17 protein-coding genes are annotated in these 21,361 nt (G+C 75.3%); 6 read left to right on the plus strand and 11 right to left on the minus strand.

The window, feature by feature from the left end:
- Nucleotides 1–63 precede the first annotated feature (63 nt).
- On the plus strand, nucleotides 64–1,725 hold the full coding sequence (locus AB0O91_RS32780) for a histidine decarboxylase (protein WP_363441050.1): 1,662 nt from the start codon (nucleotides 64–66) through the stop codon (nucleotides 1,723–1,725).
- An 18-nt stretch (nucleotides 1,726–1,743) separates the two neighbouring features.
- Here the strand turns inward: AB0O91_RS32780 and AB0O91_RS32785 are convergent, their stop codons facing one another.
- From AB0O91_RS32785 to AB0O91_RS32795, 3 genes are all read right to left on the minus strand, one after another.
- Entirely contained in the window at nucleotides 1,744–2,247 is a 504-nt protein-coding gene (locus AB0O91_RS32785; RefSeq protein WP_363441052.1) for an LURP-one-related family protein, read from the minus strand.
- 314 nt (nucleotides 2,248–2,561) lie between these two features.
- Nucleotides 2,562–2,777: a hypothetical protein gene (locus AB0O91_RS32790; RefSeq protein WP_363441054.1), complete on the minus strand. Its 216-nt coding sequence runs from the start codon at nucleotides 2,775–2,777 to the stop codon at nucleotides 2,562–2,564.
- 117 nt (nucleotides 2,778–2,894) lie between these two features.
- On the minus strand, nucleotides 2,895–3,572 hold the full coding sequence (locus AB0O91_RS32795) for a PAS domain-containing protein (protein ID WP_363441056.1): 678 nt from the start codon (nucleotides 3,570–3,572) through the stop codon (nucleotides 2,895–2,897).
- Between the two features lie 170 nt (nucleotides 3,573–3,742).
- On the opposite strand from AB0O91_RS32795, the gene AB0O91_RS32800 reads away from it, so the two are divergent.
- Nucleotides 3,743–7,060 (plus strand): cytochrome P450, encoded by a 3,318-nt coding sequence (locus AB0O91_RS32800; protein WP_363441058.1) that lies wholly within the window; start codon nucleotides 3,743–3,745, stop codon nucleotides 7,058–7,060.
- Between the two features lie 110 nt (nucleotides 7,061–7,170).
- Here AB0O91_RS32800 and AB0O91_RS32805 read toward each other — a convergent pair whose 3' ends face one another.
- The 5 genes from AB0O91_RS32805 to AB0O91_RS32825 all read right to left on the minus strand — a co-directional run bounded on the left by AB0O91_RS32805 (nucleotide 7,171) and on the right by AB0O91_RS32825 (nucleotide 12,980).
- Complete coding sequence (locus AB0O91_RS32805) at nucleotides 7,171–8,631, minus strand: GMC family oxidoreductase (protein WP_363441060.1); 1,461 nt, start codon at nucleotides 8,629–8,631, stop codon at nucleotides 7,171–7,173.
- Nucleotides 8,628–9,065: a hypothetical protein gene (locus tag AB0O91_RS32810; RefSeq protein WP_363441062.1), complete on the minus strand. Its 438-nt coding sequence runs from the start codon at nucleotides 9,063–9,065 to the stop codon at nucleotides 8,628–8,630. The genes AB0O91_RS32805 and AB0O91_RS32810 overlap by 4 nt, the downstream gene beginning before the upstream one ends.
- Nucleotides 9,062–10,444 carry an aminotransferase class III-fold pyridoxal phosphate-dependent enzyme gene (locus AB0O91_RS32815; RefSeq protein ID WP_363441086.1) on the minus strand — a complete coding sequence of 461 codons (1,383 nt, stop codon included), beginning with the start codon at nucleotides 10,442–10,444 and terminating at the stop codon, nucleotides 9,062–9,064. The genes AB0O91_RS32810 and AB0O91_RS32815 overlap by 4 nt, the downstream gene beginning before the upstream one ends.
- Nucleotides 10,445–10,548: 104 nt before the next feature.
- Entirely contained in the window at nucleotides 10,549–11,961 is a 1,413-nt protein-coding gene (locus AB0O91_RS32820) for an NAD(P)/FAD-dependent oxidoreductase (RefSeq protein ID WP_363441064.1), read from the minus strand.
- Entirely contained in the window at nucleotides 11,958–12,980 is a 1,023-nt protein-coding gene (locus AB0O91_RS32825) for a glycosyltransferase family 2 protein (protein WP_363441066.1), read from the minus strand. Before AB0O91_RS32825 ends, AB0O91_RS32820 begins: the two co-directional genes overlap by 4 nt.
- A 573-nt stretch (nucleotides 12,981–13,553) precedes the next feature.
- Here AB0O91_RS32825 and AB0O91_RS32830 point away from each other — a divergent pair.
- Complete coding sequence (locus AB0O91_RS32830) at nucleotides 13,554–14,435, plus strand: LLM class flavin-dependent oxidoreductase (protein WP_363441068.1); 882 nt, start codon at nucleotides 13,554–13,556, stop codon at nucleotides 14,433–14,435.
- Nucleotides 14,436–14,545: 110 nt separating this feature from the next.
- Here AB0O91_RS32830 and AB0O91_RS32835 read toward each other — a convergent pair whose 3' ends face one another.
- The 3 genes from AB0O91_RS32835 to AB0O91_RS32845 all read right to left on the minus strand — a co-directional run bounded on the left by AB0O91_RS32835 (nucleotide 14,546) and on the right by AB0O91_RS32845 (nucleotide 17,547).
- Nucleotides 14,546–15,898, minus strand: a complete 1,353-nt coding sequence (locus AB0O91_RS32835) for an amidase family protein (RefSeq protein WP_363441070.1) — start codon at nucleotides 15,896–15,898, stop codon at nucleotides 14,546–14,548.
- Between the two features lie 352 nt (nucleotides 15,899–16,250).
- Complete coding sequence (locus AB0O91_RS32840) at nucleotides 16,251–16,802, minus strand: GNAT family N-acetyltransferase (RefSeq protein WP_363441072.1); 552 nt, start codon at nucleotides 16,800–16,802, stop codon at nucleotides 16,251–16,253.
- A 16-nt stretch (nucleotides 16,803–16,818) separates the two neighbouring features.
- Nucleotides 16,819–17,547 (minus strand): hypothetical protein, encoded by a 729-nt coding sequence (locus AB0O91_RS32845; protein ID WP_363441074.1) that lies wholly within the window; start codon nucleotides 17,545–17,547, stop codon nucleotides 16,819–16,821.
- Nucleotides 17,548–17,719: 172 nt separating this feature from the next.
- On the opposite strand from AB0O91_RS32845, the gene AB0O91_RS32850 reads away from it, so the two are divergent.
- The 3 genes from AB0O91_RS32850 to AB0O91_RS32860 are packed head-to-tail and all read left to right on the plus strand — an operon-like array spanning nucleotide 17,720 to nucleotide 21,320.
- Complete coding sequence (locus AB0O91_RS32850) at nucleotides 17,720–18,253, plus strand: PadR family transcriptional regulator (protein WP_363441076.1); 534 nt, start codon at nucleotides 17,720–17,722, stop codon at nucleotides 18,251–18,253.
- Nucleotides 18,250–18,936, plus strand: a complete 687-nt coding sequence (locus AB0O91_RS32855; protein ID WP_363441078.1) for an ABC transporter ATP-binding protein — start codon at nucleotides 18,250–18,252, stop codon at nucleotides 18,934–18,936. Before AB0O91_RS32850 ends, AB0O91_RS32855 begins: the two co-directional genes overlap by 4 nt.
- Entirely contained in the window at nucleotides 18,933–21,320 is a 2,388-nt protein-coding gene (locus tag AB0O91_RS32860; RefSeq protein ID WP_363441080.1) for an FtsX-like permease family protein, read from the plus strand. The genes AB0O91_RS32855 and AB0O91_RS32860 overlap by 4 nt, the downstream gene beginning before the upstream one ends.
- Nucleotides 21,321–21,361 lie beyond the last annotated feature (41 nt).

The raw sequence follows: 21,361 nt of genomic DNA on the forward strand, positions 1-21,361 counted from the left end.
GATCCCGATCGACGGTGGGGACCGTCCCCTGCCGTGACCGAGCACCCCCGGAGCGCACCGCCCATGAGCCCGACCGCCTTCCCCTTCGCCGAGACCGCCGTCGACCCCGGTCCGGAACTGGACGGCGGTGCCTTCACCCTCCCCGAGGGCGGCCTGGACGAGGACCGGCGGCTGCGCGCGCTGGACGCCGTGGACGAGTACCTGACCCGCAAGCGCGACCACCTGGTCGGCTACCAGGCCACCCAGGACATGCAGGGCACCGCGCTGGACCTCGCCCGGTTCCTGCCGAACAACATCAACAACCTCGGCGACCCGTTCCAGAGCGGCGGCTACAAGCCCAACACCAAGGTCGTCGAGCGCGCCGTGCTCGACTACTACGCGCGGCTCTGGCACGCCGAGCGGCCGCACGACCCGGCCGACCCGGAGTCGTACTGGGGCTACATGCTGTCCATGGGCTCGACCGAGGGCAACATGTACGCCCTCTGGAACGCCCGGGACTACCTGAGCGGCAAGGCGCTGATCCAGCCGCCGACCGCGCCGCTGGACACCCTGCGCTACGTCAAGGCCGACCCGGACCGGCGGAACCCGAACGCCCACCACCCGGTGGCGTTCTACTCCGAGGACACCCACTACTCCTTCGCCAAGGCCGTCGCCGTCCTGGGCGTGGAGACCTTCCACGCCGTCGGGCTGGAGCGGTACCCCGACGAGTGCCCGCTGGTCGACCCGGTGACCGGGCGGCGCAGCTGGCCGACCGAGGTGCCGTCCCGCCCGGGCCCGTCCGGCCTGTCCTGGGACGGCCCCGGGGAGATCGACGTCGACGCCCTGGCCGTGCTGGTCGAGTTCTTCGCGGCCAAGGGCCACCCGGTCTTCGTCAACCTCAACCTCGGCAGCACCTTCAAGGGCGCCCACGACGACGTCCGGGCGGTCTGCGAGCGGCTGCTGCCGATCTTCGAGCGGTACGGGCTGGTGCGGCGCGAGGTGGTCTACGGCCGCTGCCCGCGGACCGGCCGGCCGCTGGTGGACGTGCGCCGCGGCTTCTGGATCCACGTCGACGGGGCGCTCGGCGCCGGCTACGCGCCCTTCCTGCGGCTGGCCGCGGCGGACCCGGAGGGCTACGGCTGGACGCCGGAGGCGGAGCTGCCCGAGTTCGACTTCGGCCTGCGGCTGCCCACCGCCGGGCACGGCGAGGTCGACATGGTCTCCTCGATCGCGATGAGCGGCCACAAGTGGGCGGGGGCGCCCTGGCCGTGCGGCATCTACATGACCAAGGTGAAGTACCAGATCTCCCCGCCGTCCCAGCCGGACTACATCGGCGCGCCGGACACCACCTTCGCCGGCTCCCGCAACGGCTTCTCCCCGCTGGTCCTCTGGGACCACCTGTCCCGGTACTCCTACCGCGACCAGGTGGAGCGGATCCGCGGGGCCCAGGAGCTGGCGGCGTACCTGGAGCGGCGGCTGGTCGCGATGGAGCGGGAGCTCGGCGTCGAGCTCTGGCCGGCCCGCACCCCGGGCGCCGTCACGGTGCGGTTCCGCGAGCCGAGCCCGGAGCTGGTCGCCAAGTGGTCGCTGTCCTCCCAGGACGTGGTGATGGTGCCGGGCGACGAGGCCACCCGGCGCAGCTACGTGCACGTGTTCGTGATGCCCTCGGTGGACCGGGCCAAGCTGGACGCGCTGCTCGCCGAACTGGCGGAGGACCCGGTGGTGTTGGGGTCCTCGCGGGTGTGACGGCCGGCGGCCCGGCCGTCAGAGGTTGGTCACCTGGTCGCCCTTGGCGTCCTCGATCACGTGGTCGACGCAGACCGCGAGGACGACCAGGACCAGGGCGTCCTGCTCGCTGAGCACGTCGACCGCGTAGGCGTCGCGGACGGTGAACCAGCGGCGGGATATGTGCGCCAGGGTGGTGCCCTCGTGGCGGATGTCGAACTCGCGGTCCCACAGGTTCCCGTTGACCTTCAGCCGGCGGCCGTCGCCGAGGCGGACCTTGAAGCGGTCACCGAACAGCGCGAACAGCTTCTTGCTGATCGTGGCGGTGGGTCGGCCCTCCTGCTTGATCAGCAGGGTGTGGTGGACGGTGAGGGCCTTGCGGACGATGGTCGCGACGTGCTCGCCGCGGGTGTCGACCAGGACGAAGGTGCGGCGCAGCCGGAAGAACTTCCGGTTGACCCGGTAGAGCTTCTCCCGGTGCTCGGTCTCGATCCAGGCCTCCTCGTGGAAGGCGAACATGCGGTCGCGGACCAGGTAACGCACAGTGGTTCCCCCCGTGGCGGGTTTCGCCGGCCCCTTGGCGCGGCGCGGGCCAGAGCGTAGCGGCTGGTCAGCGCGGGCGTGGGGCGGGGGGTGGTGCTTTTACCGGTCCGCGACGTTCCGCCGACAGGGCGGTGACAACGGTGGGACGGCGGTGACGATCGGCGGGTGCGGAGGCCGGGCCGGCGCCGGGTGGGGGCGCCGGCCGGCGGTGCGACGGTGACGGAGGGTGGCGGGGCGGCGCGGTGACGCGCGGGCGAGGAGGGGGCGGCTCGGGGCGGTGGCTCGGGGTGGTGGCCAGGGGTGGCGGCCCGGGGTCAGGCGATGCCCTGGCCGTCGATGTCCGCGCCCCACTGGTCCTCGCCGACGGCGCCCACGCAGTAGCCGCCCCCCTGGACGGTGCCGCCGCCCTCCTCGCACTGCTCGCGGGTCACGTCGGCGGGCAGGGCCAGGGCGGGGGCGGCGCCGGCGAGGAGGAGGACGGCGGTGGTGGCGAGCGGGGCGGCCAGGCGGGCCAGCGATGAGGTGATCATGTGCCTCACAAGAGCACGCGCCGGGGGTGACGGCGAGTCAGACGCGTCCGTTCGCAGGCCCCGGGCGGGACTCCGGGGGAGTCGCCGGGCGCTCGACGGAGCGTGCGCCGGGGGGCGTCACTGGGGGAGGGCCGGCTCCGGGGGCCAGGTGCCGGGGGCGAGGACGCCGAGGGCGTAGGCGTGGGCGACCAGGGCGGTGCGGTTGGGCAGGCGCCAGCGGCGGGAGAGCCGGGTGAGGTGGTAGCTCACCCCGTCGGGGGTGAGGCCGATCTCCTTGGCGATCCGGGCGGTGGTGGCGCCCCGGGCGGCCGCGGCCAGGATCCGGGCCTCGATCGGGCTGGCCGAGGGGCGGGCGGCGGCCGGGGGCGCGGCGCGGGCGGCGGGTTCGTCCCGGGTGCGCAGCGAGAGCAGCAGGTTGGGGGTCTGCTCCGGGGTGTCGCTGACCAGGTCGACGGTCATCTCGCCCCGGCGCTCGCCGCCGCCGGCGGGCGTCCAGGAGACCCGGGCCGAGTACTGCGAGCGGCGGTGCAGCCGCACGGCCTCGCCGAGGGCCTGGAGGGTGGCGTCGTCCCGCAGGGTGAAGTAGTCCAGGATCCGGCGGTTGTGCAACTGCCCGGGCAGGCCGCCGAACTCGGCGGCCATCGCGCGGTTGACGATCATGATCCGGCCGCCCCACTCGCAGACCGCGATGGGCAGCGGCACGTGGTCCAGCAGGCGCAGCGCCCGGTTGCGCCAGATCACCCCGGCGTCCGGGCGGGTGCCCGCTGCCGTACCGCAGCTGTCGGTCGGTCGCATGCCTCGTTCTCCTCCCGCGGCGACCGCCCGGGTCAGAACTGACGGGTCGTGGGCAAGTCCATGGATGCCGCTGGGACTACACAATCATGTAGTGACGGCGGCGCGGACCGTTCGGCGGGGGCAGAGAGTGGAGATACCGAGAACTTTCCTGCCGTGGGAGGGACCCACCGATGACCGACACCACGACCGAGGCCAGGCCCGTCGCCGAGTCCACGTCCGAGTCCGAGTCCGGGTACGCGACCGGTGCCGGGACCCGGACCGGGACCCGTACCGAGGCCCGGAGCGGTGCCCCGACCGGGGCCGGGGGCGACGTCCGCAGGTGGCCCGTGCCCGAGGCCGAGCCCTGGGCGCCGGGGGTCCCGCTGGTGGACATCTCCGGTCTGCCGCCGGTCAACGTGCCCATCCTGCGCACCATGGACCTGGTCAGAGAGCACGGCGCGGCCTTCCTCCAGCGCATGCACGGCCGCGAGGTCCTGATGGTCAGCAGCCTGGAGCTGGTGGAGGAGCTGGCCGACGAGGAGCGCTTCACCAAGGCGGTCGGCCCGGCGCTGGAGAACGTCCGGGAGTTCACCGGGGACGGCCTCTTCACCGCCTACAACGAGGAGCCGAACTGGGCCAGGGCGCACGACATCCTGATGCCCGCCTTCGCGCTCGGCTCGATGCGGACCTACCACCCGGTGATGCTCAGGGTGGCCCGCCGGGTGGTCGAGTCCTGGGACCGCCGCTCGGCCGCCGGGCTGACGGTCGACGTGCCCGGGGACATGACCCGGATGACCCTGGACACCATCGGGCTGGCCGGCTTCGGCTTCGACTTCGGCTCCTTCGAACGGGACGAGCCGCACCCGTTCGTCGAGGCGATGGTGCGCTGCCTGGAGTGGGCGATGACCAAGCTCTCCCGCGATCCCGAACTCGACCACAGCGAGCGGGACGCGGCCTTCCGGCAGGACGCCGACTACCTGGCCGGCGTGGTGGACGAGGTGATCGCCGCCCGGGTGGAGAGCGGCACGCAGACCGGCCCGGCCGAGGACCTGCTCGGCCTGATGCTCGGCGCGGTGCACCCCGTCGACGGCACCCGGCTGGACATCGAGAACATCCGCAACCAGGTGATCACCTTCCTGATCGCCGGCCACGAGACCACCTCGGGCGCGCTCTCCTTCGCCCTGCACTACCTGGCCCAGCATCCCTCCGAACTCCGCCTCGTCCAGCAGGAGGTGGACGCGCTCTGGGGCGACCAGGTGGACCCGGAGCCCTCCTACGAGGACGTCGGCCGACTGCGCCACACCCGGCAGGTACTCAACGAGGCGCTGCGGCTGTGGCCGACGGCCCCCCAGTTCAGCCGGGAGGCGCGCGCGGAGACCCTGCTCGGCGGCCGGATCCCGGTCCGCCCCGGGCTGCCGATCTTCGTGGTGACCCCGATGCTGCACCGCGACCCGGCCTGGGGCGACAACCCGGAGCTGTTCGACCCCTCCCGGTTCGACCCGGAGCGCGAGGCGGCCCGCTCGCCGCACGCCTTCAAGCCCTTCGGCACCGGCGAACGCGCCTGCATCGGGCGGCAGTTCGCGCTGCACGAGGCCACCATGCTGCTGGGCATGCTGGTCCACCGCTACCGGCTGATCGACCACGCCGGCTACCGGCTGAACCTCAAGCAGACCCTCACCATCAAGCCCGACGGGTTCACCCTCGCCCTCGCCCCGCGCACCCCCGCGGCGGTCCGACCGGCCGGACCGGTCCACTCCGCCCGGCCGGGCGCGATGGACGCCGCCGACCGCGCCGAGCGCCCCGGCCGGGTCCGCCAGGGCACCGGCCTGCTGCTCCTGCACGGCTCCAACTACGGCGCCTGCCGCGAGTTCAGCCGCCAACTCGCGGACGCCGCGGCCGAGCTGGGCTGCGACACCGCGATCGCCCCGCTGGACGCGTACGCCGACGGCCTGCCCACGGACCGACCGGTGGTGATCACGGCCGCCTCCTACAACGGCCAACCCACCGACGACGCGGCCGAGTTCGTCCGCCGGCTCGGCGAGGCCCCGGACGGGGCCGCCGCGGGCGTCGAGTACGCCGTGCTCGGCATCGGCGACCGCACCTACGCCGCCACCTACCAGCGCGTCCCGGCCCTGATCGACGAGCGGCTCGCCGCCCTCGGCGGCACCCGGCTGCTGGACCGCGCCGGGGCCGACGCCTCCGGCGACCTCGCCGGTACCGTCCGGGAGTTCACCGGTGCGCTGACCGACCTGCTGCTGGCCCGGTACGGCGACGCCGAGGCGGTGGCCGCGCCGCGCGAGGACGCGGGGTACACCGTGACCGAACTGGTCGGCGGCCCGCTGCACGCGCTGGCCGCCCGGCACGGCATGGCCGAGCTGACCGTCACCGCCGTCGACAGCCTGACCGACCCCGGCTACCACCGGGTCAAGCGGCTCGTCCGGCTGGCCCTGCCGGCCGGCACCGACTACCGCACCGCCGACCACCTCACCGTGCTCCCGGCCAACGACCCGGACCTGGTCGAGCGCGCCGCCGCGCTGTTCGGCGCCGACCCCGGGACGCTGCTCGGCATCGTCGGCCACCGCCGCACCGGCCTGGCCGTCGACCGCCCGCTGACGGTGCGGGAACTGCTCACCCACCACGTCGAGTTGCAGGACCGCCCGACCGCCGAGCAGCGCGCCGCCCTGGCCGCGCTCAACCCCTGCCCGCCCGAGCGGGCCGCGCTGCTGGCGCTGCCCGCGGACGACCCGCGCACCCTGCTCGACCTGGTCGAGGACCACCCGGCGCTGCGCGAGGTGCTGACCTGGCCGGTGCTGCTGGACCTGCTGCCGCCGATCCGGCCCCGGCACTACTCGATCTCCTCCTCGCCCGCCGCCGGGGACACCGGCGAGGTGGACCTGATGGTGTCCGTGCTCAGCGCCCCGGCCCGGTCCGGTCGGGGGGCCTTCCGCGGCACCGGCTCCGGCTACCTGGACCGGGTGGCCGTCGGCGACACCGTGCTGGCCAGGGTCCAGCCGTGCCGGGAGGCGTTCCGGATCGGGCACCGCACCCCGGTGGTGATGATCGCGGCCGGCACCGGCCTGGCCCCCTTCCGCGGCGCCGTCGCCGACCGGCGGGCGCGGCTCGCCGGGGGAGCCGAACTCGCCCCGGCGCTGCTCTACTTCGGCTGCGACGCGCCGGACGCCGACTACCTGCACCGGGCCGAACTGGAGGCGGCCGAGCGGGCCGGCGCGGTCTCCGTGCGCCCCGCGTTCAGCGAGCGGCCGCAGGACGGGCGGCGCTTCGTCCAGGACCGGATCGCGGCCGAGGCCGCGGAGGTCTGGGAGCTGCTCACCGCGGGCGCCGAGGTGTACGTGTGCGGCGACGGCGCCCGGATGGCGCCCGGCGTGCGGGAGGCCTTCCGGGCGCTCTACCGGGAGCGCACGCCGGGGGCGGACGAGCAGCAGGCGCGGGACTGGCTCCAGGGCCTGGTCGAGGCCGGCCGCTACGTGGAGGACGTCTACGCGGGCTGAGGACCGCACCGGGAGAGCCCCCGGCCCGCGCACCCCGCCCGTGCACCCCGCCCGTGCGCGGGTCGGGCCGGGGCGGGTCGGGGCCGGGGCGCTCGGGTGCCACCGGGCCGTCAGTCGGCGGGCTGCTCCAGGTACCGGGCCGTCAGCAGGTGGGAGAAGCCCATGATGGTCTCCTGCGGGCTGACCCCGGTGGCGCCCGGCAGCACGCTCGCGTCGCACAGCCGCAGGTTGGTGAAGCCGTGCGGGCGGCCCTGGGCGTCGCACACCCCGCCCAGGGCGGGCGGACCCATCCGGCAGGACGCCATGGCGTGGACGGAGATCAGGTCCCAGGTCTCGGGCCGGCCGTGCAGCGCGAAGTCGGCCGCCTGCGCGGCGGTGGTCAGGCTGGTGGGCGCGGGCGGCAGCAGTTCGACCGCGCCGGCCGTCAGGAGGAGCTCGGCGGTGTAGCGGAAGGCCGAGCGCAGGAGGTCCCGGTCGCTCCCGGTCAGGCGGTGCCGCAGGACCGCGCCGAGGCCGGGCACCGCCAGCAGCCGTGCGGTGCCCCGGACGCTCACCTGGGTGGTGTAGACCGCGATCCGGTCCAGCTGGGCCAGCATCCGGTCGACCGTCCCGGCCGGGTGGGCGGCCAGCGCCGCGGCCAGCGACCCCGGGGTGAGGTTCCCGGGCATCACCCGCACGCCCCGGTCGGCGAACTCCTGGAGCTGCGCGGTGAAGATGGTGCCCTCGGTGGCGCGGACCGGCTCGTCGAACCGCGCCACCGTACGGAGGTTGACGTGGAAGGCGATGGCCCGGCCCGGTCCGGGCCCGCCGATGCCGCTGCGCCGCAGCAGCAGCGCGCTGCCGATCGGGCCCGCGGCCAGGAAGACCGTCCGCGGGAGGTAGCGCACCCGGCGGCCGTCGCGCAGGGCGTGCACGGCCGTGACCCGGGTGCCGTCGTGTTCCAGCCGGACGACCCGGGTGTCGGGCTCGACGACCGCCGCCAGCCGTTCGGCGGCGGGCAGGTAGCTCACCAGCATGCTCTGCTTGGCCCCGGTGGGGCAGCCGGTGACGCACCGGTTGGCGTGCCGGCAGCCCCGGACCACCCGGCGGGCCGGGGCCCAGCGCCAGCCGAGCCGGTCGGCCGCCCGGGCGAGCAGCACCGAGTCCTGGTTGCCCCGGCCGGGCGGCTGGTCCACGACCCCGAGGCGCCGCTCCGCCTCGGCCAGGTGGGGGGCGAGCTGGTGGGCCCGGAACCCGTCGACGCCGGCCGCCGCCCAGGACTCCAGCAGGTGCTCGGGCGGCCGCCAGAACAGCCCTCCGTTGACCACGGTGGTCCCCCCGACGCAACGCCCCTCCCCGAACGGGATGGTGGGGGCGCCGTGGATGGGCAGCAGGCCGCCCTGCCGGTAGAGCAGGCGCAGGTTCTCCGCCGGGGAGGACCGGGTGATCCGCTCCTGCGGGACGAGCGGGCCCTCCTCGAGGACCCGGACCTCCCGGCCCGCGCCGGCGAGCTCCAGGGCGGCGGTGCTGCCGCCGGCCCCCGAGCCGATCACCAGGGCGTCGCAGCGGACGGTGCGGTCGGTCCCGGTCATCCGCCCTCCCGGACCGGCGCGGCGGAGGGCCCGTCCAGCGCGCCGTGCAGGGCCAGCGCCAGTGTCACCCTGAGCAGTTCGGCGCAGCCGGGCACCGTGGCCAGCCGGTCGGCGACGCGTTGCGGGCGGGCCCGGTCCGGGGCGCCGCGCGGCGGGCCCGCCCGGTCCGCGAGGACGGCGGCGACTGGGAACACCCGCATCAGCAGGGCGAACACCGCGCGGTACGGCGTCGGGAGGGCGGCCAGGGTGGCGGCCGTGTGGCGGACCGCGGCGGCCTGGCGGGACGGTTCGGACAGCGCCGTGCAGCGGCCCGCCCAGAGCGGCGGGAGCCCGGCGGAGCGGACCCGCCGCTCCCAGGCCCGCAGGCGGCGGTGGTCCCGCGCGCTGCCGGGCCCCTCGGCGGGTGGTGCGGGACGGGCCTCGGAGGGGCTCATGCGCTGACCTTCTCCCGGACCAGGCCGGCCAGCAGCCGGGGCAGCCCCTTGGCCAGCACCGCGTCCAGGGCTGCCACGAAGAGGTCGACGTCGGCGTCCTCGGCCACCAGGGGAGGCGCGGCGATCAGCGGGAGGTCGTGGTTGGAGCCGTAGTAGGTGAGCACGCCGTGGTCGCGGTAGAGGGCGGCGACCACGGCGGCGGTGGCCAGCTTGGCCCCGGCCTGCGGGTCGCGCGCGAAGGAGGACGGCAGCAGCCGCAGCGCGTGGTCGAGCGCGGCCGGACCGTGCCGCAGGACGACGCCCCGGAGGGCCCCGGCGCCGCGCACCTCCGCGATCAGCTGCGGGTGGGCGGCGGCGAGGGCGGTGAGGCCGCGGTGCAGCCGCTCGCCGAGGTGCCGGGCCCGGGCGGGGTAGTCGTCCTCGACCGCGATCGCCACGGCCTCCAGCGCGGTGACCGTCTCCTCGCCGAACCCGTAGTAGGTGGTGCTGTGCAGGGTGGCGTCGGGGAGCGAGTCGTAGGCCCGGCGGAAGACGGGCTCCCGGGCGACGTAGCCGGAGATGGACGCCTTGCCGCCGCCGAAGGACTTGGAGGTGGTCACCACGTCCGGGACCAGGCCGGGGTGGCGCATGAAGTGGAAGAGCGAACCGGTCCGGCCCCAGGAGGTGTAGACCTCGTCGAAGATCAGGACGATGTCGTGCCGGGTGCACAGGCGGCGCGCCTCGCGCAGGAACTCCTCCGAGCACTCGCGGAGGCTGGAGGCGCTGAAGGGCTCCAGGACCAGCGCGTAGACGTCGCTGCCGCCCTCGGGCGTGCTGTGCCGCTCCAGGGCCAGTTCGAGGGAGGCGAGGTCGTCGAAGGCGAAGGCGTCGGTGCCGGGGATCCGCGGGAAGGTGAAGTGCACCTCCGGCGAGGCGGTCAGGCTGCCGGCGCCGAGCAGCTTGCCGTGGAAGGCGATGTCGCTGTGCAGCACGGTGCCGCGGTGGCCGCGGTGGTACTTGTAGGCCATCTTGAGGGCGCCCTCGACGGCCTCCGCGCCCGAGTTGGGGAAGTAGCTGACCTCGAGGTCCGCGGGCAGCAGCTGCGCCAGGTTGTGCCCGAGCGCGGCGACGTACGGCGAGAAGTAGTTCTTGTGCACCTCCATCCGCTGCCGGTCCTGGAAGCGGCGGCGGGCGGCCAGGATGCGGGGGTGGTTGTGGCCGTGGTTCAGCACGCCGATCCCGCCGGTGAAGTCCAGGACCCGCCGCCCGTCGCGCAGGGTGATCCAGCAGCCCGAGGCGCTGTCCACGGCGTCGCGGCCGAAGCCGAAGGCGGAGAGCAGCGTGACCTGCCCCCGGCTGACGTGCCGGCGGTAGAGCTCGTGCACGCGCTCGACGGGCATCCGCTCGCAGTCCTCAGTGCTGATCAGGGAGTTCGCGGCGTTCAGCGGGTCCGCGGCGCTCGGCGGGGCTGCGGAGTCGAGCGGGTTCACGGGGTTCATGGCGTTCATCGCGTCCCCTCCTCGGGGGCCGTGCGGATCCGGTCGGCGATCAGGCGGCCGACCTGCCGCCCCTGCCGCATGGCGTAGTTGGTGCCCCGGTCCTGGGGGTAGACCTGGGCCATGCTGGCCAGGTAGAGCCCCGGCACGTCGGTCTCCATCGCCGGGATGCGGTCGGAGTAGTGCGGGGTGATGACCGGCTGGGCGTGGTCGGCCCGCCAGACGTGGTAGCGGCGGACCCAGTCGCGCCGGAACTGCGGGAACATCCGGCTCAGGTGCGGAAGGCTGGCCCGGAACACCGCCTCGTCGTCCATCCGGTACAGCTCGGCGCTGGTCGGGAGGTAGGCGGAGAGGTAGACCAGGTGCCGGCCGGCGTAGGCGTCGGAGGCCTCCAGGTTGGTGTGCTCGATGACGCCGACGTAGGGGAACGACGGGTCGGTGACGTTGAGCCAGTAGGTGTCCGACAGGGACCGGTCGGTCTCCAGCACCAGGCACAGGTTGGCCAGGTAGGGGATGTCGGACAGCCGCCGACGGACCGCGGGCACGTCCGGATGCGGCGGTGGCCCGGCGGGCGCGGGGTCGAGGAAGCGGGCGAGCAGCTCCGGCGCCGTGGTGGCCAGCACCCGCCGCGCGGGCAGCACACCGCCGCCGGTGCGGACCCCGCGCACCCCGTGGGCGTCGGTCAGCACCTGCCGGACCGGGGTGTCCGTGCAGATCCGGACCCCCAGCTCGGTCAGCCGCGCGACCCACGCGTCCAGCAGCGCGGCGCAGCCGCCCCGCAGGTAGTAGAGGACCTCACGGCCGCTGTGCGACCGGCTGCCGCCGCGCAGGTGGAGCTTGGTCCACATCCAGGTCGCGCCGACCTCGGACGCGTACCGGCCGAACTTGCCCTCCAGCAGCGGACGCCAGACCGTCTCGTAGACCTGCGGCCCGCTCAGCTCCAGCAGCCACTCCCGGGCCGTGAGGCCCTCCAGGTCCCGCCAGTGCTTCACCTGGTGGGCCCGCACCGCGGACCAGCCCAGCCGGACCCGGTCGGGCAGCGGGAGGGGGGCGAAGCGCAGCACGTCCCACGGACTGGACAGCCGGTACACCGAGTTCGCGTAGTAGACGCCGGTCCGGGTCCGGTGCGGTTCGAGCAGGTCGGCGCAGCCGAGGTCCGCGCACAGCCCCTGGACCTCCAGATCGGAGGAGAACCAGTGGTGGTAGAAGCGTTCCAGCCGGGCGCCCCCGACCTCGAAGGACCCGGCCAGGCCGCCGACGTACCGCTCGCGCTCCAGCACCCGGCAGGGCACCCCGGCCAGGGCCAGCTCATGGGCGGCGGCCAGGCCGGTGAACCCGCCGCCGATCACCAGGACCTCCTCGGGCGCCGGGGCCGGGGCCCGGCCGTTCCGCGGCGCCGTGGCCGCCGTCGGGCCGCTCACGAGGCCGCCGCCCGGTCGTCGGGGTCCGTCGCGCTCACGGCGGCGCGGGAGGCCGTGGATCCCAGCGGGGTCCCGGTGCGGGCCGCGCGCGCCGCGGACCGGCCCGGCACGCTCTGGCGGACCAGGTACACCGGGCGGCCGCGGGTCTGGTCGTACTCCTGGAACACGTAGTCCGCCAGTACGCCGAGGCACAGCAGTTGGAGCCCCAGCGCCCAGGCGCCGCGCGGTGCCCTGCGGCCGATCAGCGGTCCGGCGACCGCCGCCCCGAGCACCGGGGCCGCGGCCAGCACCGGAAGCCGCGCCGGGAAGGCCGAGCAGCTCATCAACGCCTGGTGTGCGAGGGCGAGTTGACGGCGGATGCCGTACTTGGAGCGCCCCGCCGGGCGGGGGTGGCGGACGTACTCCACCGTGGTCTCGGGGAGGCCGGCCCAGCTGATCTGCCCGCGGAGGAAGAGCCGGCGCTCCGGGAGGGTCGCGATCAGGTCGACCACACTGCGGTCCAGCAGCCGGAAGTCACCGGTGTCCCGGGCCACCGGCTGGTCGGCCAGCAGGTCCAGGACCCGGTAGAAGAGATAGGCGGACCCGCGCTTGGACCAGGTCTCGCCCTCCCGGCCGGTCCTCCGGGCGGACACCACCGGCCAGCCCTGCCGCCACTGCTCCACCAGCTCGGGGACGACCTCGGGCGGGTCCTGCAGATCCGCGTCGATCATCACCACGGCGTCGCCGGCCGCCGCGCGGAGCCCGGCCAGCAGGCCGCACTGGTGGCCGAAGTTCCGGCTGAACCGCACCAGATGGACCCTGGGGTCGTCGGCGGCCAGCTCCCGCAGCACCTCCCAGGTACGGTCCGTGCTGCCGTCGTCCACGAGGACCAACTCGTGGTCGCAGCCGGCCAGACGGCTCATCACGGCGGTCAGCCGCCGGTAGGTCGCGGGCAGGACGGCCTCTTCGTTGAAGCACGGGACCACGACGCTGATCAGGTGCCGCGGACCGGGCCCCGGGGCCGCGCTGTTCTCGGACATCGCTGCTCCCTTCGAAGCCTCCGGTGGTGTTCTCCGTCCGAAGGCGAGAGGAGTGGGAGGTGTGGAAGGTCTGGGCGGCCAGGGCCGGGCCCCGTCGGCATCGGAGGGGGCTGCGCCCCGCCGCGGCCCGGCCCTGGCCGGGGGATCCGGTCGGTCACCGGAGTCGGGGGAGGTGGCGTGTGGTCCCGTCCGAACGGGGCGCCGCCACGCGGGGAGGGCATCGGAACCGCCGTGGGCGATTCAGGCTCCCAGTGGACCCTAGCACCGCGCCCGGCTCCCGGCCTGCGGAGCGGCGCCCGGTTCGTTCGGGCCCGCACATCCCCGCACCTCCCCGCCCGTACGCCCCTGCCCGCCCGTTCCGGGGCGCCCGTCGCGGGGCGACCGGCCGGGGGACCGGAACGGCGCGGTTCCGGTTGCCGCGGCCGTCGCCCGGCCGACATCATCGAGGCGGGGGCGGGTCGCGTCGGCGGTCGTCGGGTCCGATCAGGACGGCGACCGGGGCGACAGCCGGGACGACGACCGGGACGACGACCGGCCGGGCGACCGGGACGGCGATCAGGAAGGCGACAACCGATGGACGCCACGCCACAGCAGCCGCTGCGCTACGCCGTCGGCCTGCCCAACCGGCGCGAGTACGCGGACCCCCGGCTGCTCCGGGACCTGGGAGTGCTGGCGGAACGGTCCGGCTGGGACGGCTTCTTCCTCTGGGACGGCCAGGTCGCGGAACACCCGGACGAGCACCTCACCGACTCGTGGACCACCCTCGCCGCGGTCGCCGCCGACACCGAGCGCCTGCGACTCGGCGTCATGGTGAACGTGCTCGCCCTCAAGCATCCCGCCGAAGTCGCCCGCGCGACGGTCGCGTTGGACCTGCTCAGCGGCGGGCGGCTGGTCTTCGGCGCCGGACTGGGGTCCTCCGCGGCCGAGTTCGAGGCGCTGGGCCAGGACCCGGACCCACGGGTGCGGGCGGAGAAGCTGGACGAAGCCCTCCACATCCTCGACGGGCTGTGGGCGGGGCGGCCGTTCACCTTCCACGGCCGCTGGTTCACGGTCACGGACCTCACCTTCCAGCCGGTGAGCCCGCAACGGCCCCGCATCCCGGTGTGGATCGCCGGCACCTGGCCCGCGCGTCGCCCGATGTGGCGGGCCGCGCACTGGGACGGCGTCTTCCCCACCCGGGCGGGGGTCGGCCACACCGAGATGATGCCGCCGGCCGACCTGGCGGACGTGGTCTCCTACGTGCGCTCCCAACGAGCCGACCGGAGCGAGCCGTTCGACGTCGTCATGGAGGGCCGGACGACCGGTCTGCGGCCGGAGGCCGACGCGGGGGTCGTCGCCCCGTACCGGGCGGCCGGGCTCACCTGGTGGGTGGAGAAGCTGGGCTGGTTCAGCGGCCCGGTCGACCTCGTCCGGGCCCGGATCGCCGCCGGCCCGCCGGTTCCCGTCCAGCCCTGAACCGGTCCCGACAGGCCGGTGCGGGAACCGGTCCCGACGGGACGGTGCAGGAACCGGTCCCGACGGGACGGTGCGGGGGTTCCGCCCCGCCGCCCGGGGGCCGGACGTGCTCAGGCCCGCACCAGGACGTCGACCCGGGCGGCCGTGGCGAGCAGGGCCCGGTCGGCCAGTCGGGGGCCGGTCAGCTGGAGGCCGACCGGGGCCGAGCCGGTGACCGGGAGGGGGAGGGTCACCGAGGGCAGGCCCGCGGTGGCGGCCGGGGAGGTGTTGCGGATCAGGGTGTGGAAGGTGGACACGTCGCGGCCGTTGAGGGGGAGGCTGTCCTCGTACCGGTGCAGGGGCCGGGCGCACACCGGGACGGTCGGGCAGACCAGCGCGTCCAGTCCGTTCGCGGCGAACAGGTCGGCGTAGGACGCCTGGAGGGCGGCACGTCCGGCCAGCGCGCTGCGCAGCCCGGCGGGCCCCGGGAACCCGGGGGCGTCGGGCAGGGCGGTGGCCCTGAGCAGGTCCGCGAGGTCCGGGTCGCCGACCGCGGCCAGCACCTCGACCGCGGTGGGGCCGGCCCGGTGCTCGTCCAGGTACCGGCTCAGGGCGGCGGTGAACTCGCCGAAGACGAGCGGGAAGCCGACCCGGGCGTCGGCGGCCGCGAGGTGCGCCGTGTCGACCGGGACCCAGTGCGTCCCGGCTCCGGTCAGCCGCTCGACGGCCGCCTCCCAGGCGGTCCGGACCGGGGCCTCCAGGTCCTCGGCGAACACCTGCCGGGGCAGTCCCAGACGTAGCGGACGCTCCGCGCCCCGGCGGGCGGCGGCCTCCCCGGTGACGAGGGTGTCGAGCGCCGTCAGCCGGTCCAGGGTGCGGGCGATCGGCCCGGCGGTGTCCCGGGTGGTGGACAGCGGCGTGATCCCCGCCGAGGGGTAGCGCCCGGCGCTGGGGCGCAGGCCGTAGACCCCGTTCAGCGCGGCCGGGACGGTGACCGAACCGCCGGTGTCGGTGCCGAGGCCGGCCTCGGTGACCCCGGCCGCCACCGCGGCCGCCGTGCCGCCGCTGCTGCCACCGGCGAACAGGGCCGGGTCGGCGGCGTTGCCGACGGCGCCGAAGGTGCGGTTGCACGAGGTGGCGCCGAGCGAGAGCTCGTGCATGTTGGTCTTGCCCAGCACGATCGCCCCGGCCGAGCGCAGTGCGGCGACCACGGGCGCGTCGGCCGCCGGGACGAAGGCGGCGAGCGCGGGGGTGCCCGCGCTGTTGGGCAGGCCGGCGACGTGGATGTTGTCCTTGACGACCAGGCACCAGGGCGCCGGGTCGGCCCCGGTGCCCCGCGCGTCGCGGCGGGCCGCCGCGACGCGCGCGCCCTCGACGTCGAGCGTGATGAACGCGTTGAGGTGCCCGACGGCGGCGGCCCGGTCGAGCGCGGCCGACACGAGGCGCTGCGCGGGCCCCCGGCCCGTGGTGTGCGGTGCGGGCATGCGACGGCTCCTTCGTGCGGTGCCCGGGTGACGGGAGGTCACACCGTACCGCCCGGGCCGTGACCGGGGTCCGGGCGGCGGAGGGGGAGCAGGGAAAAGTGTTATCGGCCCCGCCGTCGGAGGGTCTCCTGGGCGTGGGAACGGACGCGCCCGGTCGCCGCAGAGGGTGGGCGGCCGGGGACGCGGGGTTCGATATGGGGCGCTCCGCGCGGAGGTGAGGTCTCCGGTCGCGTCCGTTCCCACGGCGCCCGGCCGGACCGTCCCGTCCGTCCGGGCGCCGACCGGCGGTCCGTACGCCTTCCCCCGCGGCGACGGACCGCCGGGCTCCGGCCGGTGCGGACCGCGGGGCCGCTCAGGGGCGCCGGAGCCGCCAGACCTGGTCCTCGCCGGTCTCGGCGGGGGCGAGGGCCTCGGCGGGGCGGCGCAGGTGCTCGGTGAAGCCGAGGCGGGCCGGGACGGCGCCGCTGGCCCGGTTGGCCGGGTCGTGGACGATCTCGACGAACTCCACGCCGGGGAGCCGGAAGGCCTGCTCGGTCAGGGCCCGGGCCGTCCGGGTGGCGATGCCGCGGCCGGTGGCGGCGGGGTGCAGCCAGTAGCCGATCTCCCGGCCGTCCGCGGCGGTGCCCTCGCGGTGGAACAGCCCGCAGGCGCCGACGATGGCGCCGTCCAGCAGGATCGCGTAGGTGAAGTCCCGGCCGCTCTCCCAGAGTTCGGCCCGCTTGGCGAGGAACTCCGCGGTCGAGTCCAGGCTGTGCTCGGCGACCCAGGGCATCCAGGGCCGCAGGTGCTCCAGCGACTCCTCGATGACCCGGAAGAGCTCGGGGAGGTCCGCCTCGCCGCGGAAGCGGCGCAGCGTCACCTCACCGAGGGCGATTTCCTGTTCTGCCAGTTGTACGGGCTCCATCCAGGGAGGATGTCCGCTACCCGGGGGCCGGCGCAACGGGATTACGGCGCCCGCGGCGCAGGTGGAGCAGGGCGCCGAGGGAGACGGCGACGGCGGAGCCGGTGAACAGGGCGAGGTCGGTCAGGCCCGTCACGGTGAGGTCGAAGTGCGGGTCCCCGGCGCTCGCGCTGAACTCCGGCTGCACCAGGCCCTGCGGGTCCTCGGTGACGTCGACCTGTTCGCCCGTGGTGTCGGAGGAGCCGCACTGGACGGACCCGGTCCGTCCGGGATCGTCCGCGTAGCGCACGGAGCAGGTGTACGAGGTGGTCCTGCCGTGGCTCACCGTGATGTCGGTGACGGTGCCCCGGTGGGTCGTTCCGCGCAGCGAGAGCACGGTGGACTGCACGGCGTTCGCGCTCAGCAGCGGTACGGCGACCAGCGGGGCGACCAACAGCACCAGCGCGAGGCTCCGCAGCACGGCCGACTGGCACAGGCACACCAGGGCGTAGATCAGCCCGACCGCCGCGGCGAGGGACGCGGCCAGCGCGGGGAGCAGGAACCACCCGCCGAGTGCGCCGAGCGCCCCGCCGGCCGGGAGCAGCACGGCGGCGGCCGGGACCCAGAGCGCGACCAGCAGGGGGCGGCGCGGCCAGGGCGCGTCCTTCTTCTTCGGGGTGCCCCGCTCTCCCTGCTCCTTCGGGGTTACCGGCTCTCCCTGCCGGTCCTGCGACCCGGCGGCGGGCCCGGGCAGCTCGTAGTACTTCATGGCGGGAGATCCTGCCAGGTCAGCGCGGGGGCGGACGGCCCCGGGGGCGTTCCCGGGTGATCCCTTTGCCGGGGCGGGCGAGGTGTGGAGGCCTTCGGTGGGCCAGCGGGGGAAGTGGTGCGCACCGGGCGCTATACATGCCATGTATACCTGGTGTGTATAGTCCATGATCATGGCACTCGGACAGATGCTCCTCGGGCTGCTGGAAGACCAGCCCCGCCACGGGTACGACATCAAACGGCTCTACGACGAGCACTTCGGGCGCGACCGTGCCCTGCACTACGGGCAGGTGTACGCCACCCTCTCCCGGCTGCTGAAGAACGGCCTGGTCGTCGTGGAGGGGGTCGAGGCCGGCGGCGGCCCCGACCGCAAGCGGTACGCCATCACCGACGAGGGCGTCACCGACCTGGCCGACTGGCTCGCCCGGCCGGAGGACCCGCAGCCGTACCTGCAGAGCACGCTCTACCACAAGGTCGTGCTCGCCATCCTGACCGGACGCTCGGCGACCGACGTCCTGGACACCCAGCGGGCCGAACACCTGCGGACCATGCGCGCACTGACCCGGCGCAAGCTCGCCGGCGACCTCGCCGACGAACTGGTCTGCGACCACGCGCTGTTCCACCTGGAAGCGGACCTGCGCTGGCTGGAGCTGACCGCCGCCCGCCTCGACGACCTCACCACCCGCCTGACGGAGACCCCGCGTTGACCACCGCCCAACCCCTGCTCCACGCCCGGGACCTGCACAAGGCCTTCGGCCTCACCCCGGCCCTCGACGGCGCCTCCCTCAGCGTCGCCGCCGGTGAACTCGTCGCCGTGATGGGCCCCTCGGGCTCCGGGAAGTCCACCCTGCTGCACTGCCTGGCCGGCATCACCCGCCCCGACGGCGGCACCGTCAGCTACCAGGGCCGCGACCTCGCCACCCGCTCCGACAGCGAGCTCAGCGCGCTGCGGCGCACCGAGTTCGGCTTCCTGTTCCAGTTCGGCCAGCTCGTCCCGGAGCTCTCCTGCCTGGAGAACGTCGCGCTGCCGCTGCGCCTGAACGGCATACGCCGCAAGGCCGCCGAGGCCCGGGCCCGCGAGTGGCTGGAGCGGCTGGAGGTGGCGGACGTCGCCGCCAGCCGCCCCGGTGAGGTCTCCGGCGGCCAGGGCCAGCGGGTGGGGGCCGCCCGCGCCCTGATCACCGGCCCCAAGGCCGTGTTCGCCGACGAACCGACCGGCGCCCTCGACTCCCTCAACGGCGAACGCGTCATGAAGCTGCTGACCCGCGCCGCCCGGGAGACCGCCGCGGCCGTCGTCCTGGTCACCCACGACGTGCGGGTCGCCGCCTACGCCGACCGCGAGATCGTCGTCCGCGACGGCCGCACCGTCGACCTGGCCACCGCCCGGTGAGCGCCGCCGACCCCACGGTCCGCTCCCGTTTCCTCGACCAACTCGGCCTCGGCGTCCGGCTCGCCGTCACCAGCGGACGGGACGGCTGGGGGCGGCTGGTGCTCACCGCCCTCGGCGTCGGCCTCGGCGTGGTCCTGCTGCTCTTCACCGCCTCCTTCCCCGGCATCGTGCACCACCGCGACCAGCGGCTGTACGTCCAGAACGACACCTTCGAGGACGACGGCCCGCAGGCCCCGGGCGACCGGACGGTCCTCGTCGCGGTCGCCGACACCACCTTCCACGGCACGCCCGTCCGCGGCCGGATCGTCCAGCCCGAGGGCCCGGACGCCGCCCTCCCGCCGGGCGTCACCGCCTACCCGCGGCCCGGCGAGATGGTCGTCTCCCCGGCCCTGGCGGACCTGCTGAAGGACCCCGCCAACCAGCTGCTGCGCGAACGCCTGCCCCACCCGGTGGTCGGCACCATCGGCTCCGCCGGGCTGCTCGGCCCCGGGCAGGCCGGGTTCGTACTCGGCGGCGACCACCTCTCGGTGGACACCGGCGCCGTCCGGATCACCGGGTTCGGCCACTTCTCGCCGCCCAAACCCATGGATCCCAAGCTGATCCTGCTCAACGCCGTCGGCATGACGGTGATGCTGGCCCCGGTCGGCGTCTTCCTCGCCGCCGCCGCGCGCTTCGGCGGGGAACGGCGCGACCGCCGGCTCGCCGCGCTGCGCCTCGGCGGCGCGGACCGGCGGATGACCGCGCGGCTCGCCGCCGGGGAGTCCCTGGTGGGGGCGGTGCTCGGCCTGGTGGTGGGCGGGGCGCTCTTCGTACTCGGCCGCCAACTGGCCGGCGGGATCCGGCTCGCCGGGTTCAGCTTCTACCCCGAGGACATCGCGCCGCAGCCCGCCCTCGCCGCCGCGATCGCCGTGCTCGTGCCGCTGCTCGCGATCGGCGTCACCCTGCTCGCGATGCGCCGGGTGACCGTCGACCCGCTCGGTGTGGTCCGCCGGACCGGCCCGGTGCGGCGCCGGATCGGCTGGCGGCTGGTGCTGCCACTGGCCGGTCTGGCCCTGACCGTCGCCGCGCTCGCCCTGTCCGCGGCCGACGTGCCCGACGAGTTCGGCCGCACCGCCGTCCTCGACCAGGTACGGGACACCCGGGGCTCGGTGCTGGTGGCGCTCGGCGCGCTGCTGATGCTGGCCGGCGTCTGCACCCTGCTGCCGTGGCTGGTGGAAGCCGTCACCCGGCGGGCCGGCGGCGGCGGGCTGTCCTGGCAACTGGCCGTCCGGCGCCTGCAGTCGGGCTCGGGGCCGGCCGCCGTCGCGGTCAGCGGCATCGTGGTGGCCGTCGCCGGGGCGATCGCCCTCCAGGCGCTCTTCCTCGGCATCAGCACCCAGTACGAGACCCGCCCCCGGCACCCGCTCCCCGCCGGGCCCTACCAGCAGTCGGTGTCCTTCCCGGGCGGTGCGCCCCGCGCGGACCGGCTCGCCGAACGCCTGGCGCAGAGCACGGGGGTCAAGGCCACCGCGGCGTACACGGAGTTCTCCCTGGAGAGCGCGACGGCCAAGCTCTGGGAACTGCCCGCGGTCCGGATCGCCTCCTGCCCGGTGCTGCGCCAACTGGCCACCCTGCCCGACTGCAAGGACGGCGACGCCTTCGCCGTCGAGGGCGCGGCCCGGCCCGGCAGCACCCCGGTCCGGCCCGGCACGACCGTCCACGCCGCGTTCTTCCGCGGGGCGGGCGAGCCCGCGTCCTTCCCGCTGCCCGCCCCGACGGCCACCGTCCCGGCCGTCGAGGGCGCGGACCCCAACGGCCGGATCGGCGACGGCCTGCTGCTCCTCACCCCCGCCGCGGTGCCCGCCGACGCGCTGCGCGGGCAGCCCGCGACCGTCCTGGTGTCGCTCGCGGACGGGCTGGCGGACCCGAGGGAACAGCTGACCACCGCCGTGATGGCGATCGACCCGCAGGCCCGCACCGGGTTCCCGCTCGACCGGACGCTCGATCCGACCTACCTCGCGGTCAAGCGCCTGCTGACGGCCGGATCGACGATCACGCTGGTGCTGGTCTCGCTCAGCCTGCTGGTCGGTCAGCTCGAACGCTTCCGGGAGCAGCGCCGGGTGCTCGGCGTGCTGAGCGCGGTCGGCACCCGCCGACGCGTCCTGGGATTGTCGGTGCTGTGGCAGACGCTGATCCCGATGGCCGTCGGCCTGGCCCTGGCGGCCGTCGCCGGCCTGCTGATGGGAGCCCTGCTGCAGTACTCGGCGGGCGTCCCGGCGGGCGTGGACTGGGGCTCGATCCTGGCCATGTCGGCCGTCGCGGCCGCCGCGGTGCTGCTCACCACGGCCCTCGGGCTGCCGCAGCTCCTCCGGCTGATGCGCCCGGACGCACTGCGCCACGAGTAGCGGTCCCGCCGCTCTGGCCTGCCGCCTGCCGCCGCGGCCCC

The organism is Kitasatospora sp. NPDC089797 (assembly GCF_040684795.1).
Lineage (GTDB): Bacteria > Actinomycetota > Actinomycetes > Streptomycetales > Streptomycetaceae > Kitasatospora.

Excerpts from the sequence above, each read along its gene's own strand:
- AB0O91_RS32780 (WP_363441050.1), top strand. The coding sequence starts at position 64 with ATGAGCCCGACCGCCTTCCCCTTCGCCGAGACCGCCGTCGACCCCGGT.
- AB0O91_RS32790 (WP_363441054.1), bottom strand. The coding sequence starts at position 2,777 with ATGATCACCTCATCGCTGGCCCGCCTGGCCGCCCCGCTCGCCACCACC.
- AB0O91_RS32795 (WP_363441056.1), bottom strand. The coding sequence starts at position 3,572 with ATGCGACCGACCGACAGCTGCGGTACGGCAGCGGGCACCCGCCCGGAC.
- AB0O91_RS32800 (WP_363441058.1), top strand. The coding sequence starts at position 3,743 with ATGACCGACACCACGACCGAGGCCAGGCCCGTCGCCGAGTCCACGTCC.
- AB0O91_RS32805 (WP_363441060.1), bottom strand. The coding sequence starts at position 8,631 with ATGACCGGGACCGACCGCACCGTCCGCTGCGACGCCCTGGTGATCGGC.
- AB0O91_RS32810 (WP_363441062.1), bottom strand. The coding sequence starts at position 9,065 with ATGAGCCCCTCCGAGGCCCGTCCCGCACCACCCGCCGAGGGGCCCGGC.
- AB0O91_RS32815 (WP_363441086.1), bottom strand. The coding sequence starts at position 10,444 with ATGCCCGTCGAGCGCGTGCACGAGCTCTACCGCCGGCACGTCAGCCGG.
- AB0O91_RS32825 (WP_363441066.1), bottom strand. The coding sequence starts at position 12,980 with ATGTCCGAGAACAGCGCGGCCCCGGGGCCCGGTCCGCGGCACCTGATC.
- AB0O91_RS32830 (WP_363441068.1), top strand. The coding sequence starts at position 13,554 with ATGGACGCCACGCCACAGCAGCCGCTGCGCTACGCCGTCGGCCTGCCC.
- AB0O91_RS32835 (WP_363441070.1), bottom strand. The coding sequence starts at position 15,898 with ATGCCCGCACCGCACACCACGGGCCGGGGGCCCGCGCAGCGCCTCGTG.
- AB0O91_RS32840 (WP_363441072.1), bottom strand. The coding sequence starts at position 16,802 with ATGGAGCCCGTACAACTGGCAGAACAGGAAATCGCCCTCGGTGAGGTG.
- AB0O91_RS32845 (WP_363441074.1), bottom strand. The coding sequence starts at position 17,547 with ATGAAGTACTACGAGCTGCCCGGGCCCGCCGCCGGGTCGCAGGACCGG.
- AB0O91_RS32850 (WP_363441076.1), top strand. The coding sequence starts at position 17,720 with ATGGCACTCGGACAGATGCTCCTCGGGCTGCTGGAAGACCAGCCCCGC.